We start from the raw sequence: 20,520 nt of genomic DNA on the forward strand, positions 1-20,520 counted from the left end.
CGGGCAGCGGTACCTGCTAAAGCACGAACGGCTCGATGTCGAGGTCGATCCGTAGCCGCTCCCGGCCGAGTCTGGTGATCGGGTGGTCGTTGCCCAACACCTCCGCGGCGAAAGCCACCGCGTCGCTCCAGGCGGACTCGTCGTAGTCGCCGCCGTCGAGTCGACCGACAGTCACGTTCACCCGCGCGCCGATCCGGGCGATGTTCTCCGGCTTCAGCGCCTCCCGGAGGATGTCGTACGCCTGCGCGTCCATCCGCCGCGCGTACTCGCCGTCGCCGTCGGCCGCCGCGGCGTTCGCGACGTTGACCAGGCTGAGCGCCGTGATGGTGTGCGTTGGGCCCAGCACCTCCTGAAATCCCGCGGCCGCCTGTTCGGCCATGGCGCGACCGGTCGGGACGTCGCCGCAGCGGCGGGTGAAGACCGAGAGATTGTTCAGCGCCACCAGATACAGCGGGTGCTTCGAGTCGAACAGCCGCTGGTAGGCCCGCTCGGCGTCGCGGGCCAGGCGTCGGGCGAGGCTGTCGTCACCGAGGTCGGAGGCCACGTTCGCCCGCTCCAGCTGGCACGCGACGGCGGCGGGGTGCGTGGCGCCCAGCGCTCGTTCGTAGCGCGGCAGCGCGGTGTCGAGCAGGCTCGCCGCGAGACCCGGCTCGTTGTTCCAGCGCAGCGTCGTCGCGTAGTTCCGCATGGTCTGCAGGGTGTCCTGGTGCTCCTCGCCGAGGACCTCCTCGTAGGCCTTCCACGTCATCTCCAGGGTCATCCGGGAGCCGCGGAGGTCCCCGTTGTCGCGTTGGTCCGTGCCGTAGGCATCCGCACTGGACAACGTGAACGGGTGGCGTTCGCCCAGCAGCCGGCGGCGCTTGTGCAGCGTCTGCAGGTCCAACCGTTCCGCCCGCGCGTAGTCGCCGGCGAGCCGCATGGTCAGGGCGTAGTTGTGCGCGGCCATCAGAGTCCGTGGGTGGTCCTCGCCGAGTACGGTCGGGATCAGCTCGTACGTTCGCGACTCCCGTTCCCTGGCGTCGGCCCACCTGCCCTGCTGACGCAGGTCCCGCCCGTAGCTGCCGGCCACCATCAAGGTGTACGGGTGGTCCTCGCCGACGACCCGCGCCAACCGGTGCATCAGTTCGGTGTCGATCTCGTACGCGCGCTGCGTCCGGCCCGTGACGCCGAGGATGTTGGCGTACTGGAAGCGCAGCAGCAGCGTCATCAGATCGTCGGGATCCGGGAACAGTTCCTTCCATGCCGCCAGCGCGCGTTCGGCAAGTTGCTCGCCGGCCGCATAGTAGCCGCGTAGCCGCAGGTAGCGAACCAGATCGATGATCAGCTGCCGTACCGCCGCCGAGGTCGAGGTCACCGCGTCGAGGGCGTGCACGTGCGGCAGCAGCGCCTCGTACAGCGGCCAGTTCTCTGCGTTGTCGGCGTCTCCGGGGTTGATGTCGGCGAGCGCTTCCTGGGCGACGACCCGGGCTTCGGCAAGCTCGGCGGGGCCCAGGCTGTGCCGGATCGCCTGCTGGGTGAGCACATGCATGCTGATGCTGTGGTTCGCCGGATCCGATTTGATCAGCCCGAACCGGCCGATGTCCTGGATGAGGGTGCTGAGCAGCAGCGGATCGCGCAGCGCCGCGTCCTGCGCGGCGAGCCTCGATGCGATCCGCTCGGATCGCAGGATCGCCGTCGGGATCGGGTTCGGCGCGAAGAAGGCGAACAGCTCGGCGAGCTGGGCGGCCGACGGCTTGCGGTCGCGGAGCGAGTTGATCGCCACCGAGAACGTCGCGGTGACCGGCGTGTCGTACTCGGGCAACCGCAGGGCCTCGACGCTGTGCTGTTCCAGCAGCCTCAGGTAGTCCGCCATGCTGCCGGCGGTGCTGGCCAACCAGTAGCCCGCCGTCTCGATCGCCGCCGGGAGGTCACCGAGCCGCTCCGCCAGCACCGAGGACTCCTCGTCGTCCAGCCGCGCCCCACGCCTGGCCAGCAGTGCCGCGCTCTCGGACCGGTCGAACACGTCGATCTGGAGTTCGCTTGTGGTACGGGACCACAACTGGTTGCGGGTGGTGACGATCGTGTCGCAGACCCCGGTCGGGATCAGGTCGGCCAACTCGGCCGGGTCCTCGGCGTTGTCCAGGACGATGAGCCACCGGCTACCGGAACCCCGATCCCGCAGGGCCCGGGCGACCGCCTCGAGCCGGCCCGCCCCCTCCTGCCCGCGCGGCACCCCGAGCTCCTCACCCAGCCCTTCGAAGCCGGCGCTCACCTCTTCGGCGCTGGTGGCCGAGATCCACCACACGACCTCGTACGCGGCCGCGAAACGGTAGGCGTACTCCAATGCGATCTGCGTCTTGCCGATGCCGCTCATGCCGGTGAGTGCCACGGCCGCGGTCCCGTTGATGTCCAGCAGGCGATCCCGCAGGCATTCGAACGTCTCGTCGCGTCCGACGAACGCGAGGTTCCGCCGGGTCGGCACCCGGAACCGTTCACTGGCCTGCGCGGGGTAACGGATGCCGGGTTGACCCACGGCGGCGGGCCGGGGCGCGTACCGGATGCCGAGCGCGGTGAACACCTCCTGCATCGCGTCATCGACGCGCCGGTTGCCGACGTCGGCGGTGCCGGCCACCGCGGCCGGCACCGGCAGCGCGGGCCCGTTCAGCCGCGTCAACACCAGGACCTCCTCCTGGCGCAGGTCGGCCCGGTCGATCTCCCGGCGCCAATACCGGGAGACGTCCTCGTACGTCAACCCGGCGGTGGACAGCAGCGCCACGACCCGGTCGACGTCGCCAAGCTCCGGAGCTTGCGCCACCGTCGGACCGACGAGCACGCAGACGTGACCGATCCGGCCCAGCTCCTGACCGATCCACTCGGCCCAGATCCGGTCGATGGCCGCGTAGTGCACCACGATGCGCAGCGGACCCGCGCTGGCCGTCCGCTCGAACCGGGCCAGCACGGACAGCCGCTGCGGCTCCGGGGTCTCGGGCACCGTCAGGTCGCGGCCGGCCAGCAGACCGGCGAGCGCCGTGAACGCCGACAACGGTGTGCTCGGCTCGCCGGGACGATCCCCGAAGACCGCCAGGATCTCCTCGTACGCGTAGTAAGGCTTGTACGGCACCTCGACGCCGCGCCAGTACCGGTCCGGCTCGACTCCCAGCGCCTCGACGTACTGCCGGAACTTGCGCTGCGCGTAGTCTCTGCCCCGCTGCAGCTTCGCCTGCTCGAAAGGCTCGACCCGTCCAGGCAGTGGATAGACCTTGATCGAGTCCTTGGCGCGGACGATCGATCTGGCGACGCTGACCGCCCCCGAGACGCTCTGGGTGCTGAGAGCGAAGCAGTCGACGACCGTGTCCGGTAGCGTGACGGTGCAGATCCCGGCACTGTCGCTGAGCCCCGTCCGGCTGTCGACGAGGACGAAGTCGTACTCGCGGCGCATCCTCGCCGCCAGCGCGTCGATGAAACGCTCGCCGTTGAGCTCCTGCCAGAAGTGGTCCCAGTCGAACTTCGACACCTTTGCGGAGTATTGCTGGTCCTGCTTACCGGCGGGCATGAAGTCCAGCACCCCGCCCTGAGGGAACACCCAGTTCAGTGACATGGTCGCGCTGCCGAGCCGGGTCACCTCGTCGAACCAGGACGGCGAACTGTCGGAGGTGAACGTGGCCGCCCGGTACCGCTGGAGGAACTCGATCAGACCTTCGGTCTGGCGCAGCTTCTGGTCCTTCATGAACGGGTGGAAATACCTGTGCAGACCGGGCGATTCCAGGTCCCAGTCGACGGCCAGCACCTTGAAGCCGTTGCTGGCCAGAATCCACGCCGTGTTGGCCAGCGCCATCGTCCGACCGCTGCCGCCCTTGTAGGAGTAGAAAGTGATGATGCGCCCCTGCCGCGGCTCACCGGTGGCGGACGCTGGGTCGGTACTGGGCACCGGAATCTCCTTCAGGATCGCTGACGCGGTCAGCTGCCATGCAGGCGGGGAAGTTCGTCCGGGTCGCCGAGGCCTGGTCGACGTCGAGCACCACGGTCGGGATCGGACCGCGCGGCGTCCTTGCCGTCGCGGGGCTGGGGGACAAGGGGAAACGCGGACGGCAGCTTGTCGAAGTCGGTGCCGGGCCGCGACGCCGGGATGACGTGCTCCCGTGCCGTCTCCACGATCAACCCGGCGAGTTCGGCGATGAACTCATCGTAGTCGTCGCGGTACCGGGTCTGCCGCATCACCCGGAACAGACCCTTGGCGAACACCACGGCCGGCAGAACCGAGTCGGTGTGCTGGATGTCCGTCAGATGCGCCGGGATCCGCGTCGATCGCCAGGGAAGCGGAAGCAGCGAGGGCGCGGACCGACCGGTCATCCGCCGATAAACAGCCAGCCGGTCGGCGAAGGCTCTCCACTCCCTGCCACACCAGACGCTGCCGAAATATCCGGGCGAACACAGCGCGAGGAACACCTGACAGGTGCCCAGAGCCGTCCGGATCTCCTCCGACCAGTCCGAACCGAGCCCCAGGCTCACGATGCTCAGGAAGCCGGCTGGGTCGTCCGAGCGGGTCCCACGAGCGGCCCGCACCTCGTTGCACAGATCCTTGAAGAAGGTGGTGACCGACTCACTGTCGGCTTCGTGCGCTCCGGCGAAGCTGACGAAGAACAGAAATTCGGGGCCGGACCCGTTGCCGGCCGCGCCGGCCGACAAGCGGCTCAAGGCGCGTCGAGCATCGGACGGCTCCCGGCCGGAGCGCCAGGGGCGACTCTGCGGACATGCGCGGACCGGAACGTACGGTTGCGCGCGGTCTCCAGGATGCTGCCCACCTCCTGCTCGAACTCCTCGGCCGACTCAGGCCCGACCCGCAGCATCGGTCCCGACCGGGCCGCGAGCAGTCGGGACAGCGTCGCGGTCAACTGTTCCCGGGCACTCGTGGTCTCCGCGTCGGTGACGTTGACCGGCACCACCATCGCCACGGCCGGATCGCGGTGCCGCACGGCCGCGCGGAGCGCCTTGCGATGCGCGGCGAGCCGCACCACCCACGCGTCGACCAACATGACGACCAGTTCGTCGTCGCCGTCCGCCCGCTCCAGCACCTCCACGATGTCCTCGATGTTGTCGACGACATCCGAGTGGAAGAGATGATCCGCCGCGACGGTCTGCGCCTGCACGGCGATGGTGTCCGAGCGTTGCGGTCGGTATGGCTGCCAGTCGGTGCGGTGGGCGCCGTAATAGGTGACGTCCTCCCGCACCGGCGCCATCTCGTCACGCCGACCCGCCGCGAGGACGAACCGCACCGCCGGAGGCGAGGACCCGGGTCCGATCACGGCCGGGTGATTGTGGCGACGACCGAAAACCCGAAAGGCGTTCGGGGTGACCCGGTAGGGAAGCAGCGCCGCCGTGGGACGCACCGGATCATTGTGGCTGACCTCCACGATGTGCCGAGCGAGATGATCGATCAACTCCCGGTACCGGTCCCGGTTGCTCCTGAGCCGCACCAGAGCCCGGACATCGTCATGTCGGGCGATGTCGGTGGTGAACCTGTCGGCTGGCAGGTCACCGTGCAGCCCACTGTCGCCCCACGCGATCGGAACGAGCGCCCGGGGCCGGCGACCGGTGACCGTCTCGTGCTGCGCCAGCCGGTCCTGAAAGGTCCACCACTCGCGTCCGCAACGCTCGGTCAGAAAGTATCGCTGCGAGCAGATCGCGAGAAACACGGTGCAGTCCGTCAGCGCGTCGCGGGCCCCGGCGCTCCAATCGTCGCCGATCACCGACTCGTCGGTGGACAGGAAGACCCGTAACGGCCGCTCCGCTTGACCCAGTAGCCGGACCGCGTCACACAGATCAGCGAGCAGGGCCTCGGCATAGCCGCCGTCCTCGTCTGGTCGGTAACTGACGAAAATCAGGGTCACAACCCCTCCGGACACGCTCAGTCGGACACGGAGGCGCGGTCTCGGAGCAGGTCGCTGGATCCTCCAGGCATCCATAAATACACGCGTGCCGCCGGGCACGCAATCGTTTCCAGGGCCCAGATTACTAACCGTAATCAGGCGAGCTCGCGATGGCCGTCGTCGGGCCGTTCGTCACCACGAATTCCGGGCCTCGGCGTACCGGCTCATTGATGGTGACCGGATTCCGACAGCCGCGGCCGGCCAGGTTCTGTCTTGCGGATCTTGGGTGTCGGGGACGGCGCGTAGCCAATCGAGGGCCTCGACCAGGTCGGGGACTGCGTAGATTTCCGTGTTTGACCTGGGTGTGGTCCGTTGGACGGGACGTTGATCCGGTCCGGGTAGGACCACGTCATGGCAGACAAGAAGAAGACGGTTCGGCGGCGGGCAGGTGCGCGAAGAGCCCGAAGAACACGCCGAGGACCGCCAGGACGAGTAGTAACCCCACAACAATCCGGCACGTGATCTGGAATGCTCGAGCGCGATCGATCCTTCGGACATCAGGTGCTGCTCCTTGATCAGGAGTTGCGCCGTTCGTCTTACAGCCCCCCGGCGCTCGCTCTGGACGGAGACGGACACCCACGAGCGGCGGTAGCCCGGTTAGAGTCCTGGCGTGACGACGAGCGCCGGCTCCGAGGATGACCGTGCGCCGCTGCAGCGGTACCGGACAAGGAATTTCCGGCGGGCCCGCGGTGGCTGCTGCTTGGCGACGTCGGCTTCGACAGCGTCTACGAGGACGACGTGCCGTTAGCGGTGTGTGTGGAGATCGAAGGACTGTTCGTCGATCTGCCTCCGCGACCGCGGGAACGGTTCACTCTCGTCGGTTGCGCTCCGGACGGCGCGCTCGCCGACCTGCTCGACCGGCTGCCCGCCGAGGACCTCGGCACCGAACGGGCCTGGCTCGGTGACGTCGCGATAACGGAGCCTGCGCCATCGCCGGGCATCTCGCCGTCCTGGTCGGGGGAGGACCTCGGTGACGTGGTCGTGCTCGGGCACCGGCCAAGCCGGGCGAGGGTCGGAACTGTGGACATCGACCTCGACGGGTTCGTCCACGTTCATAACCGCACGGACGCCCTCGTTCGTCCCGGCAAGGTCGCCGAATTCGTCGTTCTGGGTGGTGACGGGACGGGGTACGGCACGTGCCGCGACGTCAGCGGCGTGTTCCGCGAGCAGGCTCCACCGCCGGTGCCGCAGGTCCGGCTCCTCGGCTGCCGGCCGGAGCCGCCACTGCTGGCCGCGCTCGACGCGGTCGGGCAGTCGACCAGGGCCAGCGTGCGGCGCCGTCGCATCCGCGCTGAGGTGCACACGATCGCGGCCGACGGCTCTGCCCACCGGGTTATCGACGTCGTGGTGTCCGGAACGGTTGAGTCAGGCGAGCAGTCGCGGTTCGGGAACGGGCTTCTTGACGTGACTGTCGACAGCGACCCACAGGAACCGTTGCCCACGGGAGTCCTCGACATCCTCACGCGCTGGCGCCACGGGCCGCCCACCCAGAAGAACATGTGGTCCGGTTACGGCCGGGAGTTGCGGCATCAATGGGCCATGGTCGCGGCCGCCCACCACTCTGTCGCGCAGGACAGACCGGCCGGTACCAGGTACGACCTCGACGGCCGGTTCGTCACCGACATCGAAGGGTTCTACTGCGCGATCGGCGAGGCGATCAACGGCCCGGGCGGATACTTCGGCAGCAACCTCGACGCCTTCGACGACTGCCTGTGCGGAAGGTTCGGCGCATCGACGCCGTTCCGGCTGGCGTGGCACGACTCGACCGTCGCTCGGGAACACCTCGTCGACGGCTACGACCGGCTACGACTCGCACCGGCCGTGACCATGGAGTACCTGCTCGGCATCTTCGCGGAACACGGCGTCGAAATCGACCTGCGTTGATCCGAGGCCGTCGCTGCTACGGGGGAGCGGTCGAGGACCTCCGGATGCGGTGTGGTCGAGGCAGCGACCGGGCCGCAGGCCGCAAATAGGCGGCGGCTAGGCTCCCGTCCGACTTGCCAGGGGATTGCCACAGGGAAGGTCTTTATGGCAGCGCTGTTGCTCTACATCGTCGCGCTCGGCGTGAGCGCCATCGTTCTTCTGCTCGTGGCAATCACTGGGTTCGGGGCGACCTCGCTCGAGTACCGGATTCTCAGCGGCTTCGGCGCTCTGGCATCCGCCGCCTACGCGATCTACCTGGCATTTCAGTTTCAGGGAGGGAGCTACAGCTTCTTCTACGGCGCCCTACTCCTGCCCGTGTATGCCGGCTACAAGCTGTACACGGGTTTCCGGCGGCGTGAGCTGGACAGGGCGGACCGGCGGGCGGCGAAGGCCGGGCGGAAGGCTGCGGACGAATGGCGCTCGGCCCGCCGCTGGTAGCGCTGGCCGAGGAACCAGGACTGACCCAGCGCGCCATTGACCGGGACTGTGGGGCCAGCCGAGGCCACGCGAGACCGCCGAGACGGGACCGTCAGGTCAGGCCCGCGAACGACGACGGCGTTTGACACGGCTGCTTTGTCGACGTGCCCGTGCTGCAGCGTGCACCCCGTGGCCGGCGTCTGCGGACGATGACCAGGATGTGAATGGGTTAGGGGCGCGGGACGGCCCGTCGACGCAGGGTCAGGACCAGGGCTGTTCGCCTAGCAGGTCGCGGCACGCGGTCATCAGCTTCTGCTGAGCGTCGGCAATACCGGCCTCGGCCTGCGTCAGGTCGGCCTTGCCGTGGCTGCCCACGTCCAGGTCGCCAGCTTCCTTCGCGGCCAACACCAACTGCTTGCCGGCTGCGCTGACGGCGGGGTCACTTGAACGAACCGCGCGGGACGCTGCGGTGAGGTTCGAGGAATAGAACCGGTCGTTCTTCTCCACCAGCTGCGCCAGCCGAACGCAACCACCGCGGCCGTAGGCGTCAGGGCTGGGCCGGCTTGGCTCCGGCTTGGCGTCGCTGCAAGCGGCGAGCAGGAGCGTGGCGCCCAGCAGACTCGCGGCGAAAGATCGAATCACCGGCGGATCGTATACCGGCGATCATGGGTCCGGAGCGTGCGCGGCGGCCACGAGGAGGCACGGTTTCCACTGATATGGGCGGCTGCCTGTCCCCGGCCTGGCTCTGGCGAAACTGTCCGGCCGTGCGCGCTGGGATCCCGTACGCTGCGGCCGTGTTCACCGCGATCCGCACGCGCCGGCTTGCCCTCCGGCCGGTCACGATGGGCGACCTCGATGATGTGCACGCGTTCCAGCGTCGGCCTGACGTGTGTCGCTGGATGCTGGGCAACGGTCCGCGTAGCCGTGAGCAGTCGCGGGAGTCGGTGGCGGCGATGTCCCGCGAGGACGGGTTGCGTGTCGAGGGTGACGTCCTGACCTTGGCCGCGGAGGTGGATGGGCGGGTGACCGGGACCGTGGAGTTGGTCTGGCGGAGCCAGGCCGACCGTACCGCTGAGATCGGGTATGTCTTCAACCCGGAGTTCTCCGGCCGTGGGCTGGCCACCGAGGCCGTGGCGGCGCTGCTGGGTTGGGGCTTCGACGAGTTCGGTCTGCACCGCGTCTACGGCCGGTGCCACGCCAGCAACGAGGCGTCGGCCCGGCTGATGACGCGGTTGGGGATGCGGTGCGAGGCGCGGCATGTCGAGAGCTACCTGTTCCGCGGCGAGTGGGCGGACCGGCTCGTGTTCGCGGTGTTGGCCCGAGAGTGGCTGTCGCGCTCGGCGACGCCGCGTGGCTGACGTGGAGTCCAGGGCCGACGGTTGACGGGCCGGCCCCGGTGCCCGTCCGGTGCCAGAAGTCGCTCAGCTTCACTGGAGCTTGCTCCCGCAGGAGCGTCACGGAGGCACGTAGCTTTCTGAAGCTCGATCGCCGAGGGCCGGAAGGTCACGTTCGGCCAGGTACGGCTCGTCCTGCCAGCGGTAGAGGTCGCGCAGCAGGGAAATCTCGGCGCCGTGATGGATCAGCTCTCTGTTGACGTGCAGGATTCTGTTCTCCATGGGAAACCGCTCGGGACCCATCGTGGGCGGATTCTCCAAGTCGGCGTCCGACAGGTCGCGAACCCCGCGTTCCATTTCCTATACATGTCGTCGAAGGCGTGCAGTGCCCGGGTCTGGGCGGTGTGATTGCGGTGGTCTGAGCTGGCGATGGTGAACGGCGGTCAGAAGTAGTCGAGCAGGTGCGCCGCTCCGCCGGCGGCGAGCAGGTCCAGCGCCCGCGGGTCGGCGCCGGTGGCGTGCAGCAGGCCGGCGTCGGCGACGGACGCGGCGGTGCTGGCGCTGCTGTAGAGCAGGGCGAAGCCGCGTACGGTCAGGTGCAGGTCGGCGTCGCCGCTGATCCGGGTCAGCTCGGCCGCCCCGTCGGCGACCGCCAGCCGCCAGGTGCCGGTGTTCCAGTCGGCGAGCGGATCGGTGAGGTGGAACTCGACGGTGCCGCGTACGTGGGCGGGCCAGCCGCGCACGGCGACGGCGCGGGTGACGTCCACCGGTCGGTGCATCCACGGCTGCGACTCGTGTTCGCGGGCGGCTTCCAGCGGCAGCTGGGCGCTGACGGCGTCACCGTCGAGCAGGCGGAGCCGCACCTTCGGGGCGACGCTGTGCCAGCTCGCCAGGACGCCCACGAGTTCCCGGGCGGCGTCGGCGGTGGTGGCGAAGATGTCCTCGACGGTGAGCACGGCGTCGTCGCCGTAGCCGCGCCCACGGTTCCAGGCGGCGTAGCCGACGAGGTGATCGTCCTCCTCGACCAGGGTGAGGCCGTCGAAGGGCAGGGTGTCAGTGCTGGTGTGCGCGTCGAACAGGGCGCCGCGTCGGGTGAGCATCCCGCGCCGGTCCCGGGCGAGTCGTTCGTAGAGGGCGGCGACGGCGGACAGGTCGGCGGGCGTACCGGCGCGGACGTTCAGGTGTGCGGCCGGGCGGTGCCGGGGCAGTGTCACGGTGGGCAGGTCGACTGTGCGCAGCACCCCGGCGACGTCCCATCCGCAGGCGCGGTAGGGGGCGGTGACGGTCGGGAACAGGGCGCTGACGGCGGCGCCCCGGTCGTGGGCGCCGCGCAGCAGGCCGGTGAGCAGGGCGCGGGCCACGCCCCGGCCGCGGGCCTCGGGGGCGACGGCGACCCCGGCGACGTCGGCGGCGGGCACCGCGCGTCCGGACCACCACTGCTCGTGGTGCAGGTCGACCGCCCTGCCGAGGATCCGGCCGGTGGCGTCGAACGCGCCGTAGCGGGTCAGGCCGGGCAGCGCGACGGTGACCTGCGGTGGCGGCTGCGGGTCGAAGCCGAAGGCGTGCCGGCCGAGCTGCCAGGCGTCGGTGAGGTTGTCGAGGGTGAGCTCACGCACGTGCGCGGTGGCGGACATCGGGCCACCATAGTCGCGGCTGATCGGGCCGGTGCAGCGATTTTGATCGGGCGGAAGGGAAGTCGATTGTGCGGAGGCCCGAGGCGGGAGCCGTGCTGCACAGTCGTTGACATCGCAGTCGACATCAACGGCGTTGGCCGGCGGTGGACTCAGCCGGGACAGTCAGAGCAGAGCCTGGGGCTATGCTCCGGACGGGAGTGGGTCTTTGTCCCCTGCCGGGTGCGGCGCAGGACACTCATGCTGTGCGCGAGGTCGAGGCGGTGGCCCGTGCGGCGGTGCAGGTCCGCCGCCTGGCCTGCCAGGCTCACCGCGGTGGCGATGTCGCCCCGGCCTAGGTGCACGCGGGCCAGCGCCGTGAGCGCCTGCCCCTCGAACTGGGGGTAGCCCGCAGTTCGGGCGAGGCGCAGCGCCTCGTCGGCCGCCTCCGCCGCGGCCGCCGGATCGGCACGCGACTGCGCCTCGGCCAGCCCGATGAGGGCGACGCAGGTGTACTGAGTGTCACCCGCCGACCGGGCCAGGTGCAGGGCCCGGCGCTGGTAGGCGACGGCCAGCCGGGTCTGGTGCGCCCGGTGGCGCACCGCGCCGAGACTGGTGAGCACGAGCGCCTCCGCATGCGCGTCGCCGCTGCCGCGCAGCAGGCCGAGGGCGGAGCGGGCGGTACGCAGTGCCTCGTCCGGTCGGGCGGTGAGCCGCTGGACCAGGGCCAGGTAACCCAGCGCGCTCGCTTCGCCAGCCCGGTCGGCCAGTTGTCGATAGATCATGGCGGCGTCCTGCAGCCGCCGCTCGGCCTGCTCCAACCGCCCCTCGCGCTGGTGGAGCGTACCGAGGTTGACCAGCACCGCCGCGGTGCCGCGCCGGGTGCCGGCAGCGTGGTGCAGGTCCATTGCCTCGATGAGCTGCTCCCGAGCGAGGTCGAGCCGGCCGAGCAGCATGTTCATGACGGCCAGGTTGTTCAGGTTGATCGCCACACTGGACGGCTTGCCGTTGGCCCGGGCCAGGGCCAGCGCCTGGCTGGTATACGCGGCGGCCTTCTCCGTCTGGCCGAGGCGGGAGTGCTGCACCCCCAGCACCGTGAGCGCGGCCGACCGCCCGGCCGACCAGCCCGCCGTGAGACTGAGCCGCGCCGCCTGCCGGCAGGTCTCGATCGCCTCCCGGTGCCGGCCCCCGGCCGCGTACGCCTGGGCCAGCCCCAGCTGCATGGCGGCCTGAGCCCGCAGGTCCCCCTCGGCCCGGGCGGCGGCCAGGCCGATCCGGCAGACCTTCAGCCAGGCCGTCAGCGCGCGGCCGGACAGGAAGTGGCCGCGCAGCGCGTCGGCGATCAGCCAGGCCGCGGCAGGCTCGCCGTGCTCCGCGGCCCTCCCGATCGCCTCCACCAGCTGGGCCTGCTCGGTGTCCAGCCACGCGGCGGCCTCCCGCGCCGTGCCGAAGACCGTCGGCGCCTCCGGTGACAGCCGTACGATCTGCGGGTACAGCGTCTGCGCCGCCGCCAACACCCGGTCCAGGTACCAGCGGTAGCAGCGCCGCCGGGCGGCCCGCCGCCCGTCCTCCGGTTCCTCGGCTGCGGCCCGCTGCCGCGCGTAGTCGCGCAGCAGGTCGTGCATCGTGTACCGGTCAGCGGCCCGTCTCATCACCAGGTGGGCGTCGACGAGCCGGTCCAGCGCGTCGACCGGGTCGCCCCGCTCGTACCGTTCCCGTGTGCTGTCGTCAACGTCGGCCGGGTCGGCGCAGGCGGCCGCGTCCTCGCCGGCGAGCGTGCGTGCCAGCTCCACGCCGAACTCGGTCACCGGCAGCTCACCCAGCAGCCGGAACAGCCGCCGCTGCCCGGGGTCCAGGGCGGCGTACGAGTGCCGAAAGGCCACCTCGACGGCCGCGTGCGCGTCGTCCCGCAGGGTCAGCGCGTCCAGCCGGCGTTCGGAGCGCAGCCGGTCCAGCAGCAGGTCCAGTGGTGCGCCGGGGACGAGGGCGGCGCTGGCCGCCGCGATCCGTAGCGCGAGCGGCAGACCGCCACACGCTCTCGCCAGTTCCCACGCCTCCTGCGGGCGGTCGCGCAGCAGGCTGCCGACCAGCGCGACGGCGTCCTGCGGTGCGAGCACGTCGAGCGGAAGCTCGGCGGCGCCGTCCCGGGCGACCAGGCCGGTGAGCCGGCGCCGGCTGGTCACCAGCACCACGCAGTCGCGCCCGCCGGGCAGCAGCGGGCGCACCTGGTCGGCGTGGTTGGCGTTGTCCAGCAGGACCAGCAGGCGGCGCCCGGCAGCAGCGGTGCGGAACATGGCCGAGGCGAGCCGGTCGTCGGGCGGGACCTGGTGCGGCGGCGTGCCGAGCGCGACGAGCAGGTGGGTCAGCGCGTCCAGCGGGGTCAGCGGCGGGGTGTCGCCCCAGCCGCGCAGGTCGAGGTACAACTGACCGTCCGGGAAGCGGGCCTGCGCCTCGTGCGCCCACCACACCGCCAGGGCGGTCTTGCCGATCCCGGCCATGCCGGAGATCACCACCAGTGCCCCGAGCCGGTCCAGTGCGCGCACCTGGCGCTCCCGTCCGACGAACGGCGTGGAAGCCGGTGGAAGCTGCCGCGGCGGCGCACCGCTCGGCGCCACCGGCTCCGGCGCTGCGGTCGGCGACGTCGGGCGGTTGCCCAGCGCTGCGGTGGGCGGCTTCTGGCGGTCGTCCGGGGCTGCGGTGACCGGTGTCGGGCGGCCATCCGGCGCGCCGGTCAGCAGCTGCAGGTGCACCTCGCGAAGCTCCGGCCCCGGGTCGACGCCGAGTTCCTCGGCGAGTTGCCGGCAGGAGGCGGCGTAGCGCTCGAGCGCCTCCGCCGTGCGGCCGGCCGCGTGCAGCGCCCGCATCAGCACCGCCACCAGCGGCTCGACCAGCGGGTACTCGCCCAGCAGGGCCGGTACCCGGGCCAGGATCGGTGGGTGGTTTCCCAGGCGCAGTTCGCTGTGCGCCCAGGCGAGCACGGCGTCCAGCCGTCGCTCACGCAACTCCTCCCGGACCTCGCCCAGCCATGGGCTGGACACGCCGGTGAACGGCGTGCCCTGCCACAGCCTCAGCGCCTCGCGCAGCATCTCGGCGTGCCGCGGCGGATCGTCACGCACCGCCCGGGCCGCATCCGACAGCCGGACGAACCGGTGCAGGTCGATCCACTCCGGGTTGACGTCGAGCAGGTACCCGTTGGCGTCCCGTTGCAGGGTGGGCCGCTCGGGTGAGAGGGCGGCCAGCACCCGCCGCAGGTTCATGACGTGCCCGTAGAGCGCGTTGCGGGCGTCCGCGGGCGGGTCCTCGCCCCAGACCCGGCGGATGAGCGTACGGACCGGCACCGGGCGGCCCGCGTCGACGGCCAGGGCGACGAAGACCAGCCGCCGCTTGGGCGGCCCGAGGTCGACCGTCCGCCCCGCGGCGACGATCCGTACCGGGCCCAGCACCTGAGCATTCGACATGTGTTCCCCCGCCGGGTGCGTCGTGGCTCCCCAGTCAAGATCCTAAATACGTCGATAAGACTTTGATAAGACCCTCCACCGGACGCCTCTGCCAACCTGCACCAAACACCCGCCAGGGCGATCGCGGCCCGGTTCGTGGCTGCGGCCGCGACAGTCCGCGTCCGCCACCGGTCGAACCCGCCCGCGGGACGGCCGGTCGCCGACGATCAGCCCGACCCGGAGGGCCCGGCCCGGAGCCGGCACTCGTAGGTCCGGGCAGGAGGGACAGTCGCATGATCTGTCGCCGGTCATCCCTGTCGCGCGCCGCGACCGCCGCGCTCGCGGCGTCCGTCGCGCTGACGCTGGGGGCCGTGGCGCCACCCGCCGCGGCCGGGTCGTCTCCGGCCGCGGCGGCCGCCGAAACCCCTGCGCCGCCAACCCAACGCCCGTCGGGCCGGCCCACGGTCGAGCCCGCACAGCGGGACGCGATCCTCGGTCCCGGCTGGCGCCGCTCCACCGACCGCCTCGTCGCCACCTCCGGCGACGGCAACGGGTTCCACATCCTCACCGCGTCCGCTCGCGACGGCTACAGCTGGCGGACGGTCACCACCCTCGCCGAGCCCGGCTTCGAGGCCGACCAGTGGATCGGCAACGCCTGCGTGACCGGGTCGGGCCGGCGACTGGCCGTCACCTACGCGCCGCGTACCTTCACCAACACCCCGCTGCTCGGCGCGCGGGGCGGGTTCACCGCCGTGGTCGACCTGGCCACCGGGGCGGTGCGCAAGCTGGCCTTCCAAGCCACTCTGGCCTACTTCAGCCCGGGCTGCGGCACCGGCGAGGCCGTGCTGTTCACCCAGGAGAGCGGCGACGACCAGCCCGCCGGTCTCGCCACCCGGATCGTCCAGGTGGACGCGTCGAGCGGCCGCGCCGGCCCGGCCACCGTCGTGCCCGACCAGGTCACGTCCGCCGTCCCCGCGCCCGGTGGTGGCATCCTCGCGGCCGGCCAGGGCCGTCTGCTGCGCGTCGAGCGCACCGGGCGCCTGCGCACCCTGGCCCGCACCGGCGCCGTGCCGTACCGGCTGGTTCCGGACGCCGACGGGGGAGTGGTCTTCCTCGATCGCCAGGCGGATCAGGCCCTGGTCCGGCGGGTGGCCACCACCGCGCCCGGCGCCACCACCGCGCCCGTCGTCACGCTCGCCCGCGGCCCGCTGACCCAGGTGGAGCTGTCCCGCTCCCGCGGCCAGGCCTACGTGACCGGCCCGGCGACCTGGGCCACGGAACGGCACCCCGACACGGTCACGCTGCTGCCCGCGGCGACCAAGTACGCGCAGGTCTCCACCGAGGGCCGAGCCGTTCTTGAGGCCGTCACCTGGTCCGGGACGACCGATCCCCGGGTACCGGTGGCCAACCCGGACGCGGCGCGGACGGTGGATCTCACGGTGACCGTGCGTGGCACCGGGCGGCGGGTCAGCTTCCAGGTAGACCCGGCCGCGCCGGCACAGGACCGCAGCGGTGCCGGTCGCCAGCGCCACCCCGCCCTGGCGACCGCCGCCGCTCGCCCGGCCGCCGCCCGGACCATGGCCGCGAGCACCGGGTCGCCGAGTGACCCGTTGGAGACCGAGCGGACCTGCTCGGTGCCCCGCAACAACGCCTTCGACCAGGTGACGCAGCCCAAGCCCCGGCAGGTCGAGTGGGCGGTGGACCAGGCGGTCCGTCAGGTGCTGACCGTGCAGCGCCCGGCCAACTGGAAGAACCTGGGCATGCCCGCCTACACGCCGCAGGGCCTGTTCCCGGCCGTGCAGCTCAGCGGCGGCGGCTACATCCCGGCCCAGGTCGCTCTCGGCGTCGCGGCGCAGGAATCCAATGTGTGGCAGGCGTCCTCCCACGTGGTGCCCGGCGAGACGGGCAACCCGCTGATCGGCAACTACTACGGCCGCCCGCTCTACGACAGCACGTCGAGCAACGACTGGCAGATCGACTGGTCGAAGGCCGACTGCGGGTACGGCGTCATGCAGATCACCGACGGCATGCGACTGGTCGGCTCGGAGCGGCCCGGCGAAACGGCCTACCCGTACCAGACGCAGCGCGCCATCGCGCTCGACTTCGCCGTCAACGTGGCGCTCGGCGTGCGGATGCTCGCTCAGAAGTGGAACGAGACCCGGGCCGCCGGGCTCGTCGTCAACGACGGCAAGCCGCAGTACCTGGAGAACTGGTTCCTCGCGGTCTGGGCGTACAACAGCGGCTTCCACCCGCAGAGCGAGGCCGCCGCGAACGGCGGCGCGTGGGGCGTCGGCTGGGCCAACAACCCGGCCAACCCGCGCTACAAGCAGAACCGCGACCCGTTCATGGACAAGACCTACGCCGACGCCGCCCACCCACAGGACTGGCCGTACCCGGAGAAGGTGCTCGGCTTCGCCGGCCACCCGGTCGAGATCCTCGAGGCGCCGAACACGCTGGTGGCGGCCTTCCGGCCCGCCTGGTGGCCGGGCACCGAGGCCACCGCACCGGCCAACCGGGCCGCGGTGAAACCGCCGGTCGACCTGTTCTGCGACACCAGCAACGACTGCGCGTACGGGGCGGTCATCACGCCCACCGACCCGGAGGTGGCCGGCGAGCCGGCCGGCCCGTGCGCGCACCGCAACGCCGCGGGCCAGTACGACCTGAAGTGCTGGTACCACGAGGCGCGAGGCTGGAAGAGCGACTGCTCGGCTGCGTGCGGGCGGGAGTTGCTGCGGTTCGACCCCGGCTGGGAGTACCAGGCCGACGGCACCGCGTATCCGCCGTCCTGCTCGCGCACCGGCTTCCCGGCCAACGCCGTCATCGTCGACGACGTCGCGGCGGCGGTCCCCCCGATCCGCCCCGGCTGCGACAAGTCCGGCTGGGCCAACGGCGGCACGTTCACCCTCGACTTCGGCGCGGATGCCGCCGGCAACTACCCGTCCAAGGTGGACTTCCATCAGCTCGGCGGCGGGTTCGGCAGCCACTTCTGGTTCGCCTACACCCACCTGCCCGGGGATCGCGCCGACTCGATGAAGGTGACGGCCACCTGGCGCCCGTACACGGCGATGAACGGATGGACCCGGATCCGCGTGCACATCCCGGACCACGGCGCCTGGACCCAACAGGCCCGGTACGTCATCGACCTGGGCAACGGCCTCCGCCGGTTCCGGGTGGTAAACCAGGCCAGGCAGGCCAACACCTGGGTGGACCTCGGCGTCTTTCCGGTGGCGGGGGTGCCGAGCGTGCGGCTGAGCACGGATACGCAGGACGGCAAGGGCGAGGACAACGTCGCGTTCGACGCGGTCGCGTTCGTCCCGACCGTCAGGCCCTCCGCGGTGTACGTCGCCCTGGGCGACTCGTACTCCTCGGGCGAAGGCGTCGAGCCGTATGACCTGGACAGCGACTACCGGCGGATCACCCCCGGCCGGACGAACGCCTGCCACCGGTCGGCCGGCGCGTACTCCCGGCTGGTGCGCTCGCCCGGGCACAGCCAGACGATCGCCGCCGAGGCGGCCGCCGGCACCGCGTCGTACGCGTTCATCGCCTGCGCCGGATCCATGAGCACCAGCGTCACCGTCGACTCGGTCACGAACACCGAGTACGACCGGGCGGGGTACACCCCGTGGGGGCAGCGGGACCAGCACTACGGCGAAGTGGAACAGGTCGACCAGGGCTACCTGGACGAGGACACCACGCTGGTGACCCTCTCCATCGGCGGCAACGACGCCCGCTTCGCGGACGTGCTGCGCGGATGCCTGATCGTCAATCCTGTGGAGGGCTGCTACGCCGACAGCTACAAACTGAGGGCCGCCGGCAGCGGCGTGCTCGACCCGAAGCCGCTGAACGTCTTCGAACGCGAGGTCATCTCCGACCTGCTTCCCGGGCATCTGGCCGCGACCTACCGGGCGATCCACCGCCGGGCACCCAACGCCAAGATCATCGTAATGGGGTACCCGCAACTGTTCGGCGACTGGCCGGACGTGCCGCTGTGCGGCGGCGTCGGTCCGGAGACCATGCGGTTCATGAACGCGATGGGCGGGATGCTGAGCGCCGCCGTCAGCAGCACCGTCACGCAGGTACGCGGCGAAGGCATCGACATCAGCTTCGTCGACCCGACACACCAGTGGCGCCGCGGCGCCGGCTCCAACGATCACTGGCTGTGCGGTGGAGACCCGTGGGTGGCCGGCGCCCTACCCACCTCCTCCACCGGCAGCGGCACCGCCACCCCCGGTTCCGGCAGCTTCCACCCCTTGGCGTCCGGACAGGCCCAGTTCGCCGCCCTGATCAACCAGGCGCTCGCCGGCGCCAGCGGCGAGTCGGCGGTGCAGCAACGGATCCAGGCGTACGTGGCGTCCCGGGCCGCCGACGGCTGGACCATCACCTCGAGCCAGGCGCTCGCCGCGGCCCGGCGCTGCCTGGCCCTCACCGCCGCCGCCGGCCTGTACGGCGACCCGTGCATGCACGAGCCGATCCTGTTCACCACCGCCAAGGACGCCCCCGGCCCCGCGGCCACAGTGAACTTCGCGATCGCCGCCAACCCACAGTGGGTCCGGCAGGCGTACGTGGACAGCCAGGCCAAGCAGATCGGCGGGTTCCTGACGGACTGGATGAACCGCGACGGCATCGTGCAGACCCAATGCCCGGCACCCCGCCCCAGCGGCTACGCCTGTGCCGAGTACCCGTTCTTCACCACGGAACTCGGGGTGTCCTGGGACCCGCACGGCGCCGGTGCGACCTCACCGAACAGCACCAAGCTGACGCTCGTCCCCATCGCCCAGCACGCGGCGGTGACCGGGGCGCTCACCGGGATGGCCAGCCGATGCGCCATTCCGAGCGGCTCGTTCGGCCCCGGTCGTCAGTTGCTCTCCAACGGCGGCACCTTCCTGACCGTGCCGCTGCTCGACACCGACACACCCCGGACCTTCTCCGTCTGCTGATCAACCCGCTACCGGTACAAGGAGGACAGATGAATCGACTTCGCCGATCCCTGGCGTCGGCCACTGGCCTGATCATCGCGCTGGCGATGGTGCTGTTCCCGACCGCGGCCAGCGCGGCACCACCGATAGACTCGTCGTTCCCCGGTAGCTGGGCGAAGTGGACCTTCCACGCCGGCGGCAACTACGGCCTGGCCATGGACGTCGACCACTCCGGCGGCAACGGTGCCGCTGTTCAGCTCTACGGCGACCACGGGGGTTCCAACCAGATCTGGTTCCAGGAGGCCTCCACCGAGGGCGGGCAGTACCTGCACCCCGGCTACAACCGGTGGCTGTGCCTCGGCCGTACGGGGAACGGTTCGGGCTCCCGCGTGCAGGTGCAGGACTGCAACGGCACCGTCAACCAGCGCTGGAGCATCCCGCGGTACAGCGGTCAGAGCTACCGGCTGCAGGCGGCGAACGACGGCGGCGTCTGCGTGGACGTGCCCAGCAGCACCTTCACCCAGGGCCAGGACCTGCAGATGTGGGGGTGCAACGGCTCCTCCGCCCAGTCATGGCCGACCGCCCGCTGCTACGCCATGGCGTGCGACGGACAGTGGCCCGACCAGAACGACTGCGACAGCAGCGGCGCCGACGAGGTCAAGGAGCAGACCTACGGCGGTGTGCGCCTGGTCCTTCTCTTCTCGGTCGGTTGCCGATCGTTCTGGGCCCGACTGACCTGGCCGTCGGGAACCGTCTCCAGCGCCCTCCTGCAGCTGTTCAAGGACACCGCCGCCGGCGCCGAGGTGACGCCGCTCCGGGTCGATCCCGGGCAGACGCGATACTCCATCGTGCGCGGCTACGAGCCTAACGCCGTGTACTGGGCGTGTGTGTACAACTCCTACGACCAGCGGCAGGAGGCCTGCACCGACAAGTGGTGGGATTGACAGCGCCGGGCCGGGTCGCCAAGACCTTCGGCC

The 20,520-nt window shown here is 71.0% G+C and carries 11 protein-coding genes and 1 pseudogene; 5 read left to right on the forward strand and 7 right to left on the reverse strand.

The window, feature by feature from the left end; all coding sequences use genetic code 11:
- Window positions 1–16: 16 nt before the first annotated feature.
- From fxsT to fsxC, 3 genes are read right to left on the reverse strand one after another with little or no spacing between them, the layout of a single operon-like run.
- Entirely contained in the window at window positions 17–3,907 is a 3,891-nt protein-coding gene (fxsT, locus tag LQ51_RS20760) for an FxSxx-COOH system tetratricopeptide repeat protein (RefSeq protein ID WP_046568206.1), read from the reverse strand.
- A gap of 29 nt (window positions 3,908–3,936) precedes the next feature.
- The gene (locus LQ51_RS20765; RefSeq protein WP_046568208.1) at window positions 3,937–4,674 is read right to left on the reverse strand and encodes a TIR-like protein FxsC; all 738 of its coding nucleotides are present in this window, start codon (window positions 4,672–4,674) and stop codon (window positions 3,937–3,939) included.
- A complete protein-coding gene (fsxC, locus tag LQ51_RS20770) occupies window positions 4,671–5,867 on the reverse strand; it encodes an FxsC protein (RefSeq protein WP_046568210.1) in 1,197 nt (398 codons plus the stop codon). Before fsxC ends, LQ51_RS20765 begins: the two co-directional genes overlap by 4 nt.
- Window positions 5,868–6,662: 795 nt before the next feature.
- Here fsxC and LQ51_RS20775 point away from each other — a divergent pair.
- Both LQ51_RS20775 and LQ51_RS20780 read left to right on the forward strand, forming a co-directional pair.
- A complete protein-coding gene (locus LQ51_RS20775) occupies window positions 6,663–7,790 on the forward strand; it encodes a barstar family protein (protein WP_052745005.1) in 1,128 nt (375 codons plus the stop codon).
- A gap of 144 nt (window positions 7,791–7,934) precedes the next feature.
- The gene (locus LQ51_RS20780) at window positions 7,935–8,267 is read left to right on the forward strand and encodes a hypothetical protein (protein WP_046568212.1); all 333 of its coding nucleotides are present in this window, start codon (window positions 7,935–7,937) and stop codon (window positions 8,265–8,267) included.
- Between the two features lie 240 nt (window positions 8,268–8,507).
- Here the strand turns inward: LQ51_RS20780 and LQ51_RS20785 are convergent, their stop codons facing one another.
- Window positions 8,508–8,888: a hypothetical protein gene (locus tag LQ51_RS20785; protein ID WP_046568214.1), complete on the reverse strand. Its 381-nt coding sequence runs from the start codon at window positions 8,886–8,888 to the stop codon at window positions 8,508–8,510.
- Window positions 8,889–9,040: 152 nt separating this feature from the next.
- Here LQ51_RS20785 and LQ51_RS20790 point away from each other — a divergent pair, with 152 nt between their 5' ends.
- The gene (locus LQ51_RS20790; RefSeq protein ID WP_231605815.1) at window positions 9,041–9,604 is read left to right on the forward strand and encodes a GNAT family N-acetyltransferase; all 564 of its coding nucleotides are present in this window, start codon (window positions 9,041–9,043) and stop codon (window positions 9,602–9,604) included.
- A 96-nt stretch (window positions 9,605–9,700) separates the two neighbouring features.
- On the opposite strand, the pseudogene LQ51_RS34585 reads toward LQ51_RS20790, so the two are convergent.
- The 3 genes and pseudogenes from LQ51_RS34585 to LQ51_RS20805 form a co-directional block, all read right to left on the reverse strand.
- A pseudogene (locus LQ51_RS34585) lies at window positions 9,701–9,969 on the reverse strand (DinB family protein); the annotation flags it as partial.
- Between the two features lie 54 nt (window positions 9,970–10,023).
- Window positions 10,024–11,214, reverse strand: a complete 1,191-nt coding sequence (eis, locus tag LQ51_RS20800; protein ID WP_046568217.1) for a GNAT family N-acetyltransferase — start codon at window positions 11,212–11,214, stop codon at window positions 10,024–10,026.
- A 149-nt stretch (window positions 11,215–11,363) separates the two neighbouring features.
- A complete protein-coding gene (locus LQ51_RS20805) occupies window positions 11,364–14,648 on the reverse strand; it encodes an AfsR/SARP family transcriptional regulator (protein WP_082159565.1) in 3,285 nt (1,094 codons plus the stop codon).
- A 272-nt stretch (window positions 14,649–14,920) separates the two neighbouring features.
- Between LQ51_RS20805 and LQ51_RS20810 the strand changes: the two genes are divergently transcribed.
- Complete coding sequence (locus tag LQ51_RS20810) at window positions 14,921–19,564, forward strand: golvesin C-terminal-like domain-containing protein (protein WP_052745007.1); 4,644 nt, start codon at window positions 14,921–14,923, stop codon at window positions 19,562–19,564.
- Window positions 19,565–19,593: 29 nt separating this feature from the next.
- On the forward strand, window positions 19,594–20,487 hold the full coding sequence (locus tag LQ51_RS20815; protein WP_197087859.1) for an RICIN domain-containing protein: 894 nt from the start codon (window positions 19,594–19,596) through the stop codon (window positions 20,485–20,487).
- Window positions 20,488–20,520: the final 33 nt, after the last annotated feature.

This window comes from Micromonospora sp. HK10, from assembly GCF_000982955.1.
In the GTDB taxonomy this organism is placed as follows: domain Bacteria; phylum Actinomycetota; class Actinomycetes; order Mycobacteriales; family Micromonosporaceae; genus Micromonospora.

Bases quoted from the DNA above. Each gene is read 5' to 3' on its own strand.
- LQ51_RS20810 (WP_052745007.1), top strand. From the start codon at position 14,921: ATGATCTGTCGCCGGTCATCCCTGTCGCGCGCCGCGACCGCCGCGCTC.
- LQ51_RS20805 (WP_082159565.1), bottom strand. From the start codon at position 14,648: ATGTCGAATGCTCAGGTGCTGGGCCCGGTACGGATCGTCGCCGCGGGG.
- LQ51_RS20780 (WP_046568212.1), top strand. From the start codon at position 7,935: ATGGCAGCGCTGTTGCTCTACATCGTCGCGCTCGGCGTGAGCGCCATC.
- LQ51_RS20815 (WP_197087859.1), top strand. From the start codon at position 19,594: ATGAATCGACTTCGCCGATCCCTGGCGTCGGCCACTGGCCTGATCATC.
- eis (WP_046568217.1), bottom strand. From the start codon at position 11,214: ATGTCCGCCACCGCGCACGTGCGTGAGCTCACCCTCGACAACCTCACC.